Annotated in this window: 14 protein-coding genes and 1 pseudogene; 6 read left to right on the top strand and 9 right to left on the bottom strand. The window is 72.3% G+C overall.

Features of this window, described 5'->3' with window-relative positions; all coding sequences use genetic code 11:
* Window positions 1-125: 125 nt before the first annotated feature.
* Entirely contained in the window at window positions 126-1,766 is a 1,641-nt protein-coding gene (locus tag AB0C62_RS38580; protein ID WP_362981442.1) for a hypothetical protein, read from the bottom strand.
* Window positions 1,767-2,172: 406 nt separating this feature from the next.
* Entirely contained in the window at window positions 2,173-3,990 is a 1,818-nt protein-coding gene (gene ggt / locus AB0C62_RS38585) for a gamma-glutamyltransferase (RefSeq protein WP_362981444.1), read from the bottom strand.
* Between the two features lie 104 nt (window positions 3,991-4,094).
* Between ggt and AB0C62_RS38590 the strand changes: the two genes are divergently transcribed.
* From AB0C62_RS38590 to AB0C62_RS38600, 3 genes are all read left to right on the top strand, one after another.
* The gene (locus AB0C62_RS38590) at window positions 4,095-4,865 is read left to right on the top strand and encodes a hypothetical protein (protein WP_362981446.1); all 771 of its coding nucleotides are present in this window, start codon (window positions 4,095-4,097) and stop codon (window positions 4,863-4,865) included.
* Between the two features lie 282 nt (window positions 4,866-5,147).
* Window positions 5,148-6,104 carry a L,D-transpeptidase gene (locus AB0C62_RS38595; RefSeq protein WP_362981448.1) on the top strand — a complete coding sequence of 319 codons (957 nt, stop codon included), beginning with the start codon at window positions 5,148-5,150 and terminating at the stop codon, window positions 6,102-6,104.
* Between the two features lie 190 nt (window positions 6,105-6,294).
* Entirely contained in the window at window positions 6,295-7,872 is a 1,578-nt protein-coding gene (locus tag AB0C62_RS38600) for an alpha/beta fold hydrolase (RefSeq protein WP_362981450.1), read from the top strand.
* A gap of 498 nt (window positions 7,873-8,370) precedes the next feature.
* On the opposite strand, the pseudogene AB0C62_RS38605 reads toward AB0C62_RS38600, so the two are convergent.
* Together AB0C62_RS38605 and AB0C62_RS38610 are read right to left on the bottom strand one after the other, a co-directional pair.
* Window positions 8,371-8,469 (bottom strand): annotated as a pseudogene (locus AB0C62_RS38605) (amino acid ABC transporter ATP-binding protein); the annotation flags it as partial.
* Window positions 8,470-8,682: 213 nt separating this feature from the next.
* Complete coding sequence (locus AB0C62_RS38610; protein ID WP_362981452.1) at window positions 8,683-9,123, bottom strand: DUF6278 family protein; 441 nt, start codon at window positions 9,121-9,123, stop codon at window positions 8,683-8,685.
* A gap of 176 nt (window positions 9,124-9,299) precedes the next feature.
* On the opposite strand from AB0C62_RS38610, the gene AB0C62_RS38615 reads away from it, so the two are divergent.
* From AB0C62_RS38615 to AB0C62_RS38625, 3 genes are all read left to right on the top strand, one after another.
* A complete protein-coding gene (locus AB0C62_RS38615; RefSeq protein WP_362981454.1) occupies window positions 9,300-10,232 on the top strand; it encodes a helix-turn-helix transcriptional regulator in 933 nt (310 codons plus the stop codon).
* 98 nt (window positions 10,233-10,330) lie between these two features.
* Window positions 10,331-11,347, top strand: coding sequence for a hypothetical protein (locus AB0C62_RS38620; protein ID WP_362981456.1), 1,017 nt, complete (start codon window positions 10,331-10,333; stop codon window positions 11,345-11,347).
* A gap of 146 nt (window positions 11,348-11,493) precedes the next feature.
* Window positions 11,494-12,450: an NADP-dependent oxidoreductase gene (locus tag AB0C62_RS38625; RefSeq protein WP_362981458.1), complete on the top strand. Its 957-nt coding sequence runs from the start codon at window positions 11,494-11,496 to the stop codon at window positions 12,448-12,450.
* A 76-nt stretch (window positions 12,451-12,526) separates the two neighbouring features.
* Here AB0C62_RS38625 and AB0C62_RS38630 read toward each other — a convergent pair whose 3' ends face one another.
* The 5 genes from AB0C62_RS38630 to AB0C62_RS38650 form a co-directional block, all read right to left on the bottom strand.
* Window positions 12,527-13,306, bottom strand: coding sequence for an exodeoxyribonuclease III (locus tag AB0C62_RS38630; protein WP_362981460.1), 780 nt, complete (start codon window positions 13,304-13,306; stop codon window positions 12,527-12,529).
* A gap of 111 nt (window positions 13,307-13,417) precedes the next feature.
* Window positions 13,418-14,053, bottom strand: coding sequence for an MBL fold metallo-hydrolase (locus AB0C62_RS38635; RefSeq protein WP_362981462.1), 636 nt, complete (start codon window positions 14,051-14,053; stop codon window positions 13,418-13,420).
* Between the two features lie 71 nt (window positions 14,054-14,124).
* On the bottom strand, window positions 14,125-15,423 hold the full coding sequence (gene pcaC / locus AB0C62_RS38640; RefSeq protein ID WP_362981464.1) for a 4-carboxymuconolactone decarboxylase: 1,299 nt from the start codon (window positions 15,421-15,423) through the stop codon (window positions 14,125-14,127).
* A 70-nt stretch (window positions 15,424-15,493) separates the two neighbouring features.
* Window positions 15,494-16,735, bottom strand: a complete 1,242-nt coding sequence (hisC, locus tag AB0C62_RS38645) for a histidinol-phosphate transaminase (RefSeq protein WP_362981466.1) — start codon at window positions 16,733-16,735, stop codon at window positions 15,494-15,496.
* 155 nt (window positions 16,736-16,890) lie between these two features.
* A partial coding sequence (locus AB0C62_RS38650) for a hypothetical protein (protein ID WP_362981468.1) occupies window positions 16,891-17,081 on the bottom strand: 191 nt, incomplete at its 5' end.

Below are 17,081 nucleotides of genomic sequence, written 5' to 3' on the forward strand. Positions count from 1 at the left end.
GACGTGGCCGGTGGCCCGGGCGATGGGGCCCGATCGGAGGAGGGGCGGGTGGCCGGTGGGTGTGGCCGACGGGCCTGGCCTGCGGGGTGGGTGTGCGGGTGGTGCGGTCGCCTCGGGGCGGGTGGTCATGAGGTGAAGCCGGCGACGCGCAGGGCGTGGACGAGGTCCCAGTGGCGTTGGTCGGAGACGGTGCGGGCGGCTTCGAGGAGGAGCGGGACGAGGCGTTGCGGGTCGGGCTGGGCGCTGCGGGCGGCTTCTTCGGGGGTGCGGACGCGGACGTAGGCGCTGAGGAGTGCGCCGAGTTCGCGGTGGCGGCCCTGGTCGGCGAGGGCGAGGACGGCTGCGCCGATCTCGGGGGCGGGGCGGGCGACGCCTTGGCGGAGCATTTGCTGTCCGTCGGTGGTGCGGCCTGCGGCGGTGAGGGCGTCGGCGGCGGCGACGAGCCGGTCGGCGGGCAGGGAGGCGGCTTCCCACAGGAGGGTGGCCCAGTCGGCGTCGAGTCCGTGGCGGTGGAGTTCGGTGGCGAGGTGGGGGAAGCGTGCGGCGGGCCAGTGGGCGGCTTCGACGAGCAGGGCGTGTGCTTCGCCGCTGCGGCCTTCGGCGCGGAGCCGGGTGAGGGTGGCGACGGTCTGTGTGGTGTGGTGCCGGGCGTCGTCGTCGGGTGGGGTGGTGGCGGGGGCGGGGTGGGGTGCGGGTTCTTCGGCGGCTCCGGCGAAGCGGGCGCCGCGTGGTGTGCGGCGGCCGGGTGCGGCGGGGGCGGGGAGGGTGGGCGCCGTGTCGGGTAGGGGGGTGGGGCCGGTGTCCGCTTCGGTCATTCCGGCGAAGCGGGCGCTGCCCCGGGTGCGGCGTTTGGAGCGTTTGGCGGTGGGTGCGGCGGGGCTGTCGGCTGCGGCCGGTGCGAACGCGGGCTGCTGGGTGGTGGGTTGGGGGCGGCCGTCGGGTGCGGGGGTGTCGTCGCGGTGCCGGCCTGGTGTCCGGTGTTGATGGGTGTGGGGTGTGGGGTCGGCCGGTGTGTTCCTCGGGCCGCCCTGGGCGGGGACCCATGGGTGGGGGTCGTGTGCGGGGGCCGGGGTGGGGGAGGCGGCGGGGTTCGGGCCGGTGTCGTACCGGTCCGCGTAGGGGGTGGTGTGCGAGCCGGGGGCGGCCGGTGCGGGTTCGCGCGGGTGGGTGTCCGGTTCGGTGGGGTGGGACCGGTTCTGCGGCTGCGGGGTCCAGGTGCCGTCGGGTGCGGGCGCGGGGTGGGCCGGTGCGGTCCGTGCGCGGCGGTCGATGCGGTCGATGCGGTGGCGGAGTTCGGCGCAGCGGGCGGTGGCGCGTTCGTGGTCGTCGTGGGCCCAGGCGAGGTCGAGGCGGATGGCGTCTGCCTCCTCGTGGGTGCCGGCGGTGTGGAGGAGGCGGGCCAGTTCCGTCTGGCGTTCGGCGGCGTAGCGCTGTTCGCGGAGCATGACGTCGAGGCGGTCGCCGAGGGCGTTCCGGCCGCCGGGGCGGGCGTCGTGGGCGGTGAGTGAGGCGTGGTGGAGGGTGCGGGCGCGGTCGGTCTCCTGGGCTGTGGCCCGGTCGCCGTATCCGGCGAGGAGGTCTTGGAGGAGTGCTTCGACGACGTCCCAGGGGGGTACTTCCCAGCCGTCGAGGCAGGCGCGCATGCCGTCGGGGTCGCGTTGCCAGAAGACTCCGCACCAGCCGCCGCCCTGATCGAGCCGGTCCATCAGCTCGTTCAGGTAGCGTGCGAACTCCCGTACCTGTCCAGGGAGTTGTTCTACAGTCATCACCCAACTCCCGCCCGACTGGAGTGCCCCGGTCCGGTAGAAAACACCAGCCGTGTTACGGATCGGCTACAGGGAGTTTTCGGTGCGGGCGCAGTGCCGTCAAAGATGGATCATTCGGTGTGCTCCGCTTCGGGCGCGCCGAATGTGGGGCGACCCTACTCCCCTCCCCCGTCGGCGTGTTGGGGGTCGGCCAGGTCCGGCCGGCGGATGGGTGGCTCGCCGCGTGGCGGGGCGGTGGAAGGTGGCACCTGGTTCGGTGGTGTCGGCGTGTCCTGGCGGTGCGCCGAATGAGGCGCGGGCTTCGGCCGCCGGGGCGGGGGCCGTTCCCCCGGGGGTCCGGTTTTGGAGCGGGGTGATCCGGGCGAGGTGGGTTCTCGCCCGGATCGTGGCGTCGCGCCGAGGGTGTCTAGGGCGCCGGTCGCACCACCATCGCGGAACCGCCGCCTCGGCGTACCTTCTCCGCCGCGGCCAGCCATGCGCCGTTCGGGAGGCGTTGGACGCCGGTGGCGGCGCCGATCTCGGGGTTCGGCTTGAAGGAGTGGCCGATGGCTTCGAGCCGGGCCCTCAACGGGCTGTCGTAGAGGGCGGGTTCGAGTTCGGTCTGGGCGGCGTTGCGCTGGCTCGCGCGGGGTGCGGCGATCGCGTCGACGAGGGGGAGGCCCCGGTCGACGAACTCGGTCAGGGTCTGCAGGACGGTGGTGATGATGGTCGCGCCGCCGGGTGAGCCGAGGGCGACGACGGGCCGGCTGTGGCGGTCGAGGACGATGGTCGGGGAGATCGACGAGCGCGGTCGTTTGCCGGGGCCGGGCAGGTTGGGGTCGTGGACGGCGGGGTCGGCGGGCGCGAAGGAGAAGTCGGTCAGTTCGTTGTTGAGGAGGAATCCGCGTCCGGGGACGGTGATGCCGCTGCCGCCGGTCTGTTCGATGGTCAGGGTGTAGGAGACGACGTTGCCCCACTTGTCGGCGACCGTCAGGTGGGTGGTGTTCTCGCCCTCGTACGTCGTGGGGGCGGCCTTCCCGGCGGTGGTGCAGGCGGCGGGGTGGCTCGGGTCGCCGGGGGCGAGGGGGCTGGTGAGGACGGCGTCGTCCTTGATGAGGCAGCCGCGGGAGTCGGCGTACTTCTGTGTGAGCAGGCTCTTGGTGGGGACGTCCTCGAAGGCCGGGTCGCCGACCCAGCGGCCCCGGTCGGCGAACGCGATGCGGCTCGCCTCGATGAAGCGGTGGAGGTAGCGTGCCTCGCTCGCCTTCGAGAGGTCCGTGTTCTCCAGGATGTTGAGGGCTTCACCGACGGTGGTTCCGCCGGAGGAGGACGGGGCGATGGAGTAGACGTTCAGGCCGCGGTACGAGGCCTTGGTGGGTGCCTGGCGTTTCGCTTCGTAGGCGGCGAGGTCGCGTGCGGTCAGCTTGCCGGGGCGGGCGTTGTAGCCGGAGGCGGGGTCCACGGGCGGTTTCCGGGCGGTGTCGACGATCTCCCGTCCGAGGCGGCCGTGGTAGACGGCGCCCATCCCCTTGTCCCCCAACTCCGTGTAGGTGCGGGCCAGATCGGGGTTCTTGAACGTGGAGCCGACGACGGGGAGGGAGCCGCCGGGCAGGAACAGTTCCGCGGTGGCGGGGAAGTTCGCGAACCGGGCCTGGTTGGCCTCGGTCTGGGTGCGGAAGGTGTCGTCGACGGTGAACCCGTCGCGGGCGAGGCGCTCGGCGGGCTTCAGGACGCTGCCCAGGCGTTTGCTGCCCCAGGTGTCCAGGGCCGTCTGCCAGGTCGCGGGGGTGCCCGGTGTGCCCACGCTGAGGCCGCTGGTGACGGCGTCGGCGAAGGCGAGGGGCTTGCCGTTCTCCAGGAACAGTCCGGAGTCGGCGGTCAGGGGTGCCGTCTCGCGTCCGTCGATCGTGTGCACGGTACGGGACTTGGCGTCGTAGTAGACGAAGTAGCCGCCTCCGCCGATGCCGGAGGAGTAGGGCTCGGTGACGCCGAGGGCGGCCGCCGTGGCGACGGCGGCGTCCACGGCGTTGCCGCCGTTCCTCAGGACCTCGATGCCGGCGGCGGAGGCGTCCTGGTCGACGCTGGCGACGGCGCCTCCGTAGCCGACCGCGACGGGTGTCTTCGCGCCGGTCGTTCTCGCGGTGCCGGTTGCGGCCGGTGCTGCGGGGGGTGCCGCGGCACCGACCGTCATCACCGTCGCCGAAACCGCCAGGACCGCCAGATTCCGCGCAACAGGGCGACGCATCCGTACCTCCAGTCAACAGCCGTGGGCGCAGCGTAACGTTGATGCCATGCTCGCGTCAGGACCCCCTCGAACGTGTTTCCGTGGGCCCGCTAGCATGCGCGCCCATGACTGACGACGTGCGGAACATCGTCCTCGGCGTCCTGGCGGCCGGCATCAGTGCCGCGCTCGGCTGGCTCGCCCGTACCTATCTGTGGAAGCGCAAACTGCGGCGCAAGCAGGCGTTCTTCGGGCTCCCCGACAACTCCGAGTCGCTGCTGGTGGTGAACCGCGAGGCGGGTGGGCCCGAACTCACGGTGATGCGCCACGACGTGTTCGCGCTGCTGGAGCTGTCCGCGCTGATCAAGGACTGTGGTGCGCATGCCCAGGTCATCGCGCACGACGCCACGCAGCAGGGTTTCGGGGAGCGGACGGAGTTCTGTGTGGGCGGCCCGTCGTCGAACCGGCGCATGGCGGCGCATCTGCACTCGCTGCTGCCCGGTATACGGGTGAACGTCGACTCCGAGCCGGGTCCTGATCGGGGCGCGTTCCAGATCGGCAGCGAGCGGTACCGCCTGGAGGCGGGCCGGGGCGAGTACGTGATCCTCGGCCGGCTCACCGCGGGCCAGGGCCGTGACGCGCGACCGGTGTTCCTTTTCTGCGGGCAGCGCGCGATCACCAATCAGGCGGCGACCCGTTACCTCGCCCGCAACCACGCGCGTCTGGCCCGCAAGCACGGCGGCAGCAGCTTCGTCCTGCTGCTGAAGGTCGTGAACTCGCAGGCGTACGGTCCCGATGTCGTCGAGGTCGTCGCGGACGTCACGCGCGCCGCCCAGGCCCCCCTGCCGACGCCGGCACCCACCGCGGCGGCGGGCTCCAAGCACCGCGCGGAGTCCTGAGCGGCCGACGAGGGGAGGGCGAGCGCACCGGAGGGCGAGCGGGCACCGGAGCGCGAGCGGGCACCGCAACGGCGCAGGCGAGGCGGGCGGGGGCTGGCGGGCCGCGTGGGTGCGGGCGGTGCCGCTACGGGCGGGGTGGCGCGTCCCACACTCCCCTGCCGCGCACCCCGCCCCTCCCCGGTGCCTCCTGTCGCGGATGTGACATAAACGGCATCGAGCAACCCAAAAGGACGTTTCCGTCTCTTTCCGTACGGTCCACAGCCTGTACGGAGGTACGTCCCCTTGCGTCGCATACGCCGCTCCCTGCTCACCCTCACCACGGCCGCGTCCGCGGTCGTCCTCAGCGCCTGCTCCGGCGGCTCCCCCGCCGCGGCGGACGCGGTGCGGACCTCGCCGGAGCCGACGGCGAGCCCGGCCGCAGAGCGGGCGAAGCCGTTCCGTCCGGGCAAGATCAACAAGCTCACCCTGGCGCCCGGCAAGGGCACCACGGTCGGTGTCGCGCAGCCGGTGTCGATCGTGTTCGACCGTCCGGTGAAGAACAAGGCAGCCGTCGAACGCCACCTCTCGGTGACCACGTCGAACCACACGACAGGGTCCTGGGGCTGGGTGACGAACCACGACGGCAGGGACCGCGTCGACTGGCGGCCGAAGACGTACTGGAAGGCGGGCACGAAGGTGCGGCTGGACGCCCGCCTCGACACGGTGAACTCCGGTGCCGGGGGCGGCTGGTTCGTCCGTGACTACACGACGTCCTTCACCGTCGGCAGGAGCCAGGTCGCCCGGGTCGACCTCGGCTCCAAGCAGTTGACCCTGGTCCGGGACGGCCGGGTGCTGCGGTCCGTCCCGGTGTCGGCCGGCACCCCGGGCGGTGCGAAGGCCTCGTGGGGCGGGACCTCCGTGCTGATGGCCAAGGAGGGCACCGTCAACATGCGCTCCGAGACGGTGGGCCTCGGGAACGCCTACGACAAGATGGTCGACTACTCGATGCGGCTGACCTGGTCGGGGATGTACGCGCACGCGGCGCCCTGGAACGCGGCCTACTTCGGCAACACCAACCACAGTTCTGGCTGTATCGGCATGAGCGACGCCGACGCGTCCTGGCTGTACGCGCGGGCCCGGGTCGGCGACCCGTTCGAGGTGACCGGCAGCGGTTCGAAGGGGGCGCCCGCCGCCGGGAACGGGTACGGCGAGTGGAACCTGTCGTTGGCCGACTGGCAGGCCAGGAGCGCTCTGGCGTAGCGCCGGGCATCCCGGACGGCCGCTCGGGTCGTCGCCCGCACGCGCGCCCCGCACACGGGGGCGGGGTCCGTCTGCGGGGAAATGAACTCTTCAACAATCGTTACTCGCACGTAACTTACCGACGGGTTACCTCCGGTAGCCGCCGAGGTTACCGTCGGGTCACTTTGCACTGACCAGTGAGGAGTGACCCGTGGGACACGGTCGCAACGCCCTGCGCACGTCCGCCGTCGGTGCCGCCTTTGCGACGCTGATCGCCGCCGCCGGCCTCGGGATGGCCCCCGCCGCCCAGGCCGCGGGCGGCACGAGCGGCGGCATCCGGTTCGTCGACATCGCCGGAGACGGCGGAACGCCCCTCAAGGCCAACGTCGTCACCCCCGCGGGAGCCGACGGCACCCGTGCCTACCCGCTCATCGTGCTGCCCACGAGCTGGGGCCTGCCGCAGGTCGAGTACCTCGCGCAGGCCCAGAAGCTCGCGAACTCGGGCTACGTGGTGGTCAGTTACAACGTCCGCGGGTTCTGGCAGTCCGGCGGGCAGATCGAGGTCGCGGGCCCGCCCGACACCGCCGACGCCTCCAAGGTCATCGACTGGGCGCTCGCCAACACCCCGGCGGATCCCGGGAAGGTCGGCATGGCGGGTGTCTCGTACGGGGCCGGCATCAGTCTGCTCGCCGCCGCGCACGACAAGCGCATCAAGGCGGTCGCGGCGCTCAGCGGCTGGGCCGACCTGATCGACTCGATCTACTCCAACCGCACCCAACACGCCCAGGCAGCCGCCCTGCTGGACGGCGCCGGCTACCTCACCGGCCGGCCCGGACCCGAAGTCCAGCAGGTGTTCACGGACTTCTTCTCCTCGAACCTCTCCAAGGAGCAGAGCCTCATCGACTGGGGCAGGAAGCGCTCCCCCGAGACCTACGTCGACCAGCTCAACAAGAACGGCGCCGCCGTCTTCCTCGCCAACGCCTGGGGCGACACGATCTTCTCGCCCAACCAGTACGGCAGGTTCTACGAGGAGCTGACCGGCCCCAAGCGGCTGGAGTTCCGGCCCGGCGACCACGCCACCGCCGAACTGACCGGCCTGCTCGGGCTCCCCAACGACGTGTGGACCGACACCGGCCGCTGGTTCGACCACTACCTCAAGGGCGACGACAACGGAGTCGACCGCGAGCAGCCCGTGCGGCTCAAGTCCCGTTCCACCGGCGGCTACGAGGGCTACCCGGACTGGAAGTCCGTCGGCGCGACCAGCCGGAAGATCGCCCTGGCCGGCACCACCACGATCCACACGAACGTCGACTCGGGCGCGGACGGCGGAGTGGTCTTCCTGTCCAGCATCCTCGACCAGCTGACGCGGACCCCGCCGATGGCCTCGATCCCGCTGCTGCCGCGCACCTGGGCCGCGGTGTGGCAGTCGGAGAGGTATTCGAGCGGACAACAGGTGCGCGGCACGGCACGGGTGCACACGACGGTCACCGCGACCAAGGAGAGCGGCACCCTCGTCGCCTATCTGTACGACGTGGGGCCGCTCGGCCTCGGCAAGCTGGTCAGCAACGCGCCGTACACCTTCCACGGGCGGACGCCCGGCAAGCCGTTCGGTGTGGACCTGGAGTTGTTCTCCACGGCCTACGACGTCCCGGCAGGGCATCGGCTGGCCCTGGTCGTCGACACGGTGGACCCGCTCTACATCGAGCACAACCCGTCCGGCGCGCAGCTGACCTTCTCCTCGCCGGAGCACGACCCGTCGTATGTGTCGGTGCCCCTGCGCGAGCAGTGATCTCCGGCTGCCGCCGGCCGGGCCTGGCCCTGTGAGCTGCTGCTCCCCTACGGTGGCGGGGCGGTGGGGGGTACCCCACCCGGCAACAGCGTCCCTGGTTCGGCCGGTGCCACGTCCACGGCCTCGGTCTCGGGACTGCGCCGCTCCCACCGGTCGGCCCGGGTGAGCGGCGCGCACATCCCGGTGCGGAGCGGCGGGGTCGCCGTCACCGCGGGGATGAACGCCACATCGTAGTCGAGGTTCGGCGCGGTCGGCTTCCCGGTGCGGAGTCGGCGGGCCACGCCGTGCGGGGCGCGGATGCCGTGGGGCCGGGCCGTCCTGGTGCCGTGGACGTGCCCGCGGGTTCGGCGTGTCCGCTCGCGGAGCGGTGCCCCCGGGTGCGGGATTCCTTGTGCTGTACGGCGGTTGGGGTTCTGCCGGGGTGCGGACGGCTCAGCGGGCGGACTGCCCTCCTTCCCGCGATACCCGCGGTACCGGCGGACCGGTGACGGCGGTCGCCTCCCCTGTGCCGGCGGTGAGGTCGACGTCCTGCGGAACATGCAGCTCCCCGAAGTACGTGGTGACGTCGTGCAGCTCGATCAACGGATCGACGGCCATTCGGTCCTGCCCACTCTCAGCTGTGTCGGTCAACGCAAACTATCGACGCAAAACTGGACTTAAGGGACGACACGCACGCAGAGCAATTAACCGTATTTGAGGCTGCATCACGACCTCATCACGACACTCCGTGCGATCCCCCGGATGGCACGCTTCCGGCACGTCCGGGCTTCGAGGAGTGCCCTGGGAGCGGGGCCGGCGCGAGCACTTCGGCTACCCCTCGGAGGCTTCGGCGTACGTCTGGGACAGTTCGGGGACGCCTTGGACGGCCCAGTCGAGGCCCGCCTCGACGACCGCGATCTCGCGGCCCGAGGGCAGCCGGACGGCGGGGCTGCCGCCGGGCCAGACGTGCCAGGACGCGCCGGGGACCGTGCGGACGACGACCGTGCCGAGGTAGAGGCCGGCGTCGTTGCCGAGCCAGGGAAGCGCCTCGGGGTCGTCGCGCCACAGCGGCAGAAGCTGGTCGAGCGCCGCCAACGAGGCCGGGGTGTCGTCCAGTTCGAGGCCGACGGCCGCGGCCTGGGAGCGGAGCAGTTCGCACTCCGAGAGCAGTTCGGCGACACCGTCCGGGTCGTCCTCGAAGGCGGCGGCGAGCGCCCGGTCCTGGTGCGCCGGATGGCGCCTGCGCCATTTTTCCAAGAAGGGGATGTTCATGACCGGCCTCTCCGTGGGGTGCGATCGCCGACGGCTCCGCGTTCCCGGCATTTCCACGAGCCTATCTTGCGGCAGTTGATCACGGAATGGGCCGAATCACCGGCGTACCGGACCCGCCGTTGCCTACCCACAGCCGGGGCAGGCTGGATGGCGCCGGGGCGCCGATACTCGGAGTCATGAACGGAACATCGCACCTCGGGGACTTCCTGCGGACGCGGCGTGCTCAGTTGCGTCCCGAGGACGTCGGAGTGGCCACGTACGGGGAACGGCGGCGCGTGCCGGGGCTCCGGCGCGAGGAGCTGGCCCTGCTGGCGGGCGTGAGCGTCTCCTACTACACGCGGCTGGAGCAGGGCCAGTCGCAGAGTGCCTCACCGGAGGTGCTGGACGCGATCGCCCGCGCGCTGCGGCTCGACGAGTCCGAGGCGCGGCACCTGCGTCACCTGGCCCGCGCGGACCGGCAACGCCCGCGGGGGCGGCGGCCCGCTCCGGAACGCGTGACCGAGGCGATGCGTCAACTCCTCGACGCGCTCGGGGACGTTCCGGCGGTGGTGCTCGGCCGGCGCAGTGATGTGCTGGCGTGGAACCGCCTGGGGCACGCCCTGTTCGCCGGCCATCTCGCCCCGCAGGCACCGGAGTCGGCGGCCGGACGGCCCAACATGGCCCGGCTGGTGTTCCTCGACGGTCACACCCGCGAGCTGTACGCGGACTGGCCGGGCAAGGCCAGGGCGGTGGTGGGCAACCTCCGGCTGGTGGCGGGACGGCACCCGGACGACGGGGCGTTGCACGCGCTGGTGGGCGAACTCAGTTCGAAGAGCGCGGAGTTCGCGTCGATGTGGGCGGACCACCGGGTCAGGGCGTGCAGTGTCGCGGCCTATGCGATGCGGCACCCGCTGGTCGGTGCGCTGACCCTCACGCAGCAGACCCTCAGCGACAGTCCGGGGCCCGCCGTCGTCGTCGCCACGGCCGCGTCGGACTCGTCCTCGCGTGCCGCCCTCACCCTGCTCGCCCAGGCCGTGCGGTCCGCCCCGCCGGCCGGCCCCGCATCCGTCGTGCCGGAGTCCCTCCGGACCGTCCCGGCGCGCCCGGAACCCCGGACGCCCATCGCCTGACCGGGCCTCGCGCCCGCACATCTCCTCTCCCGTCTCCTCCAACAACCCTCATGTGTCGGCGTGTTGCTGCCGCATGCCCGAAAACAAGTGAAGGAACCATGGTCAAGAAGCTCTCCACCCTCTCCGCGTCGGCGGCCGTCCTCGTCACGGCCCTGACGGCGGCACTGGCCTCGGCACCGGCGTCGGCGTCCGCACCGGCGGAAACACCGTCGACGACGGCCGTGGCGTCGACCGCCGTCTCCGGGTCGTTGGACAACGCGCGGATCGCCGCGCACTTCGACCTGGCCTCGGGACGGACCCCCGAGAACATCGCCCTGGCACCGGGCGGCGACGCGTACGTGACCTTCGCCGCGGGCCGGCAGGTCGCCAAGGTGTCCCGCGACGGCACCACCACCCGAATCCTGGCCACCCTGCCGAAGCCGGCCGACGGCGGCGTCCACACGCCGGTGCTGGGCTTCCCGCTGACCGTCGGCATCACCCGCGCCCACGACGGCACCCTGTACTTCCTGTACGCCACCGGCACCTCCGACCTGACCGGCGTCTGGCGTCTGCGGCCGGGCGGCCGGCCCGAGCGGATCGCCGCGCTGCCCGCCGACGGCCTGCCCAACGGCCTCGCCCTGGACGCCCGCGGCCGTACCCTCTACGTCACCGACTCCGTGCTCGGCACCATCTGGCGCGTGCCCACCACCGGCGGCACCGCCACCGCCTGGTCGACCGCCCCCGAACTGGCCTCCACGGGCTTCCTCGGCGCCAACGGGCTGAAGGTCCACAACGGTGCGGTCTGGGCCGGCAACCTCGACCGGGGCACCGTCGTCCGCATCCCCGTCCTCCCGGACGGACACGCCGGCCGGGCCCGGATCAGGGCCACCGGCCTGCCGGGCATCGACGACTTCGCCTTCACCGGCCACGGCGACCGCCTGCTCGCCACCCTCAACGGCACCAGCCAGGTCGCCCTCGTACAGCCCGACGGCAGCCACTCCATCGTCCTCACCCGGGCCGACGGCCTCCAGAACCCCACCTCCGTCGCCCTGCGCGGTCGCACCGTCTACGTGACGAGCGCCGCCTACGTCACCGCCCAGGACCCCAACCTGCTCCTCGCCCGCCTGAACGACTAGCGTCACGGCACCGCTCACGCGCGTACCGCGCCGACTCACCCGGCGAGGCGCAGGCACGGGTGTCGTACGTTCCGTACGGTGCCCGTGCGGAGGCGCCCGCACCGTCGGGCGCGCGGCGGGTGTGCGGGGCGAGAGCGGAGGCAGTCGTGAAGGCAGTGCGGTTCAGCCGGTTCGGGGGGCCCGAGGTGCTGGAGATCGTGGATCTACCGGATCCGCGGCCGGGTCCCGGCGAGGTCCGGATCGCGGTGCGTGCCGCCGGCGTCAACCCGAGCGACTGGAAGAAGCGCGAGGGGCTGATGGACGAGGAGCTACCGCAGACCCTGGGCCACGAGGCGGCCGGTGTCGTCGACGAACTCGGCGAGGGGGTCACGGATGTGGCCGTCGGCGACCGCGTGTACGGCTTCGCCCCCGACGGTGCGGCCCAGGCCGAGCTGACGGTGCTGTCCCCTTACGCGCCGATCCCGCCGTCGCTCGACTTCCCGGCAGCCGCCGCGCTGCCCGCCGCGGTGGAGACGGCCACCCGGGCGCTCGACCAGCTCAGGGTCGGGGGCGGCGTTCTGCTCCTCGTCAACGGTGCGTCCGGGAGCGTCGGCAGCGCCGCCGTCCAGCTCGCCGTGGAACGCGGTGCGCGGGTGATCGGCACCGCCGGTCCGACGAACCACGACTACGTCCGGTCGCTGGGCGCCGAGCCCGTCGCCTACGGTGCGGGCCTCGTCGAGCGGGTCCGCGCGCTCGCTCCCGACGGTGTCGACCGGGCGCTCGACGTCGCCGGCAGCGGGGTGCTTCCCGAGCTGATCGGTCTCGCCGGTGGTGCCGGGCACGTCCTCACGGTCGCCGACTTCGCCGGAGCGCGGCAGCACGGGGTGACGTTCAGCCGCGGGGACAGCGGCCGCGCGGTCCACGCGCTCGGCGACATCGGGGAACTGATCGAGTCCGGGCACTTCGCACTCCCGGTCGCACGGACGTTCCCCCTCGCGGAGGTCGCCGAGGCGCACCGGACGGGCGAGCGGGGCCGGGTGCGCGGGAAGCTCGTCCTGCTGGTCGACCGACACACGGGGCCGGCGGCCGGGAGCCCTGCGGTCGCGGCTCCGGTTCGCCGGTGACGGGCGGTGGCGGGCGGTGTCGCCACCGGACGGCGCCCGCGCCCGGTCCTTCGGCGCGGCGGGCCGGAGGGGCGTCCTAGACGTCCAGGTCCACGACGACCGGCGCGTGGTCGGAGGCGCCCTTGCCCTTGCGCTCCTCGCGGTCCACGTAGGCGTCCTTGACCGCTGTGGAGAACGCCTCGTTGCCGTAGACGAGGTCGATGCGCATGCCGCGGTTCTTCGGGAAGCCGAGCTGGCGGTAGTCCCAGTACGTGAAGGGGTGGTCGTACTTCAGGGGGCGCGGGACCACGTCCGACAGGCCGGTCCCCCGCAGTGCGGCGAGGGCGTCGCGCTCGGCCGGGGTGACGTGGGTGAGGCCCTCGAAGGCGGCCACGTCGAAGACGTCGTCGTCCGTCGGCGCCACGTTGTAGTCGCCCATCACGGCGAACGGGCGGCTGCCCGCCGCATCGCCCGCGACCGCTGTCTTCAGGGCGTCGAACCACTGGAGCTTGTACGTGTAGTGCGGGTGGCCGACCTCGCGGCCGTTCGGCACGTACACCGACCAGACGCGGACCGGGCCGCAGGTCGCCGACACGGCCCGGGGCTCCTCGACGCCCTCGTAGCCGGGGTCGCCGGGCAGGCCCTTGACGACGTCCTCCAGGCCGACGCGGGAGATCACCGCCACGCCGTTCCACCGGCCGGTGGCGTGCACCGCCGCCTCGTAGCCCAGCTCGCGCAGAGCGTCCGTGGGGAACTGCTCGGCGGCGATCTTGGCCTCCTGGAGGCACAGCACGTCCGTGCCGGTGCTCTCCAGCCAGGCCAGCAGCCTCGGCAGGCGGGCGGTGATCGAGTTCACGTTCCAGGTGGCGATGCGCATGCCCCACAACCTACCGGGCGGGTACGACAACGGGTCCGCGGGAGACACCCGGGCCCCCTGACGTGCGACGGGGAAAGGGCTCGCCAGGGGGCGGGATGGGCGGCGGTCCGGTCAGACCTCGGCCGACGTCCCCGGGGCGAGCCGCAGGTGCTCGGAGCCGCCCAGGGAGCCGATCTGGCTGTCGTAGATGGGCCGGGCCAGGTCCGTGAGCAGGGCGTCGTGGATGTCGTAGGCGCGTTGCGGCTTGACCTCGCGGACGTACTCGATGACCTCGGAGATCTTGTTCCACGGCGCCATGACGGGGAGCATCAGCGTCTCCACCGGGCCGCCGGGGACGGTGAGCGCGTCGCCGGGGTGGAAGACGCGGCCGCCGTCGACGAGGAAGCCGACGTTGGTGATGCGCGGGATGTCCGGGTGGATCACGGCGTGCAGTTCGCCGTGCACCTGCACGTCGAATCCGGCGGCACCGAACGTGTCGCCGTGGCCGACGGTGTGCACCCGGCCGGGGAAGGCCGCGGAGATCTTCTCCGCCACCGAGCGCAGCGTCCAGATCTCGGCCGCCGGGTTGGCCTCCATGCCGGCCCGCAGCCGCTCCTCGCTGAAGTGGTCGGGATGCTCGTGCGTCACGAGGATGACGTCCGCGCCCAGGGCGGCGTCCTCCTCGCTGAAACCGCCGGGGTCGATGACGAGCGTGCGCCCGTCCTTCTCGAGACGGACGCAGGCGTGCGACTTCTTCGTGAGCTTCATACGTCCCATCCTGCCCCCGTGGCCGCGCCGGGGCTCCACCGCCCGCGTGTACGGGCCGCTCGCTCCGGCGCTCACTCCTCGGGGGTGGTCTCCTCACGGATCACCTGCTGCGCCACCTTGAAGGCACTGTTCGCGGCCGGTACGCCGCAGTAGACGGCCGCCTGGAGGAGGACCTCCCTGATCTCGACGGGGGTGAGGCCGTTGCGCAGGGCGGCGCGGGTGTGGAAGGCCAGTTCGTCGAGGTGTCCGCCGGCGACGAGGGCGGTGAGGGTGACACAGCTGCGGGAGCGCCGGTCGAGTCCGGGCCGGTTCCAGACCTCCCCCCACGCGTAGCGGGTGATGAAGTCCTGGAAGTCCCCGGAGAACTCGTCCGCGGCGGCCAGCGCCCGGTCCACGTGCGCGTCGCCCAGCACCTCGCGCCGCACCTTGATCCCGGCGTCGTAGGGGTCGGGCCTGCCCATGACCTCGGGCGGTGCGGCGGCGGGGCCGATCTCCGCGAACGGGGCGACCGGGGGTGGCGCGGACAGGGCGGGGTGGACAGGCGCGGACTGGATCGCCATCTGCCCGGTCGCGGAGTCGAAGGCGGTGGGCTGCCAGGCGGTGGAGAAGTGGCGGACGAGCAGGTCGGTGACGGCGGCGGGCTGCTCGACCGGTACGAGGTGGGAGGCGCCGGGGACGACGGCCAGGCGCGCGTCCGGTATGCCGGCGACCAGGGTGCGGGCCTCCGCGGGGCCGGTGACCTGGTCGTCGGAGCCGACGAGGACGAGGGTGGGCACGCCGATCCGGCCCAGCTCGGACCGTACGTCGAAGGCGGCGAGGGCCTCGCAGGCGGCGATGTAGCAGCCGGGGTCGGTGGTGCGCACCATCTGCACGGCCCACTCGGTGATGGCGGGCTGGGCGGCGGCGAAGCCGGTGGTGAACCAGCGCTCGGGCGAGGTGCGTGCGATCGGGTCGAGCCCGTTCGACCGCACGATCACTCCGCGCTGGCGGAACTCGTCGGCCGTGCCGAAGCGGGGTGAGGCCGCGATCAGGGCGAGGGAGGCGACGCGTTCCGGGCGGCGCAGGGCCAGCTCGATGCCGAGGGCGCCGCTGAACGCGCAGCCCGCGTAACCGAAGTGCTGGACGCCGAGCTGGTCGAGCGTGGCGAGCAGCCGCCCCGCCAGTTCGGCCACGGAGCCGGCCGGGTAGGCGAGGGCTCCGCCGTGTCCGGGCAGGTCGAAGCGGAAGACCCGGAAGCTCTTCGCGAGCTCCGGGACCTGCCGGTCCCACATGTGCCAGGTGGTGCCCAGGGAGGGTCCGAGGATCAGGACAGGTGCGTCTTCCGGCCCGTCAAAGCGGTATTGCAGGGTGTTGGGTGGTGTCTCGCTCACCCGACAGACCCTCTCATCTCTCGCGAGATCTCACACGGCCGGTCCCGACTGACGGCTGCTGTCCCCGTCTTTACGACGTGCCGGGCTCTGCCGGAACGCGGTCCAGGTGCCTGCTCTGGGGCGTGTGCTCGTCACCGGCTGCGCGGTGGTCCTGCGAGTGGGTGCCCTCGCCCGGTCCCGGGTGGCCGGGCGTGGTGGGGAAGGTGGCGGACGCCGCGAGGAAGGCGTCGTTCTCCGCGGGAGAGCCGATCGAGACGCGGACTCCCTCGCCGGCGAACGGCCGGATCGCCACTCCCGTCGCCGCGCAGTGACCGGCGAAGGCGAGCGTCCGGTCGCCGAGCTGGAGCCAGAGGAAGTTGGCGCTGCTGGGGGTGACGCGCCAGCCTTGCTCGGTCAGGGTGTGGTGGACCCGCTCGCGTTCCTCGACCGTGGTCTCCACACGGGCCATCAGGGCTTCCTCCGAGCGAAGGGCCGCGATCGCCGCGGCCTGCGCGACGCCGTTCACGCTGTAGGGGAGGAATGCCTTGCGCAGGGCCTCGACCACGGTGGGGTGTCCGACCACGAAGCCGATCCTGAGTCCGGCCAGGCCGTATGCCTTGGAGAACGTGCGCAGGACTACAACGTTGGGGCGCCCGGGCCGCAGGGTGAGGCCGTCGGGGACGTCGTCGTGGCGCACGTACTCGATGTAGGCCTCGTCGATGACCACCAGGCAGTCGGCGGGGACCCGGTCGAGGAAGGCTTCGAGGTCGGATCGGGAAATCACCGTTCCTGTGGGGTTGTTGGGGTTGCAGATGAAGATGAGCCGCGTCCGGTCGGTGATCGCGGCGGCCATCGCGTCGAGGTCGTGAGCCCCGTCCTTGAGCGGGACCTCGACCGGCGTGGCGCCCGAGAGCCTGGTCAGGATCGGGTAGGCCTCGAAGGAGCGCCAGGCGTAGAGGACCTCCCCGCCGGGCTCCGCGACCGCCTCCAGAAGCATCTGGGAGACACCGACGGAGCCGCAGCCGACAGCGACGGTCTCCTCCGGCACGGCGAAGCGTGCGGATATCTCGGAGATCAGGTCCGCGCAGCTGTTGTCCGGGTAGCGGTTGACGCCCAGCGCTGCCTCGTGGATCGCCTGCACCACCGCGGGGATCGGCTCGTACGGGGATTCGTTGGCGGACAACGGGAAGGCGTGCCCCTCGGGTGAGCGTACGGGCCTGCCCTGCTTGTAGCTCACGAGCCGGCCGAGCGCGGAACGGATGCGGGGCAGCTGCTCGGCGGCGCCGGAAGCGGCGGAAGCGGCGGAAGCAGGGGTAACGGGGGGAGCAGACATGCTTGTTCTCCTCTTCGGAGCTCGTAACACGATCTCGTTGCGGTGCCCTGGCCGGGCGTGACAGTACGACGCCGCCGTTCTGGCTGCTCTGGACGCCTCAGGAACACCCACCCGTGACCGTGTTACGAGCTCTCGGAGGAACGGTGGTTCTGTGGCTACTTCGATGCGCCTTGCTTCGTTGTGGTGTCGGTGGTGGTGTTTTGTGTGGTGTGTGTGGGGGTGGGTTCTTGGGTTGTTTCGTCGGTGGCTTGTTGGATGGCGCGGTTGCTGAGTGCGGGGAGGCTGATGAGGGCGACGAGGACCATGAGGAGGCCGCCTGTGATGAAGGGGGTGCGCAGGCTGATGG

The organism is Streptomyces sp. NPDC048643, from assembly GCF_040650615.1.
Lineage (GTDB): Bacteria > Actinomycetota > Actinomycetes > Streptomycetales > Streptomycetaceae > Streptomyces.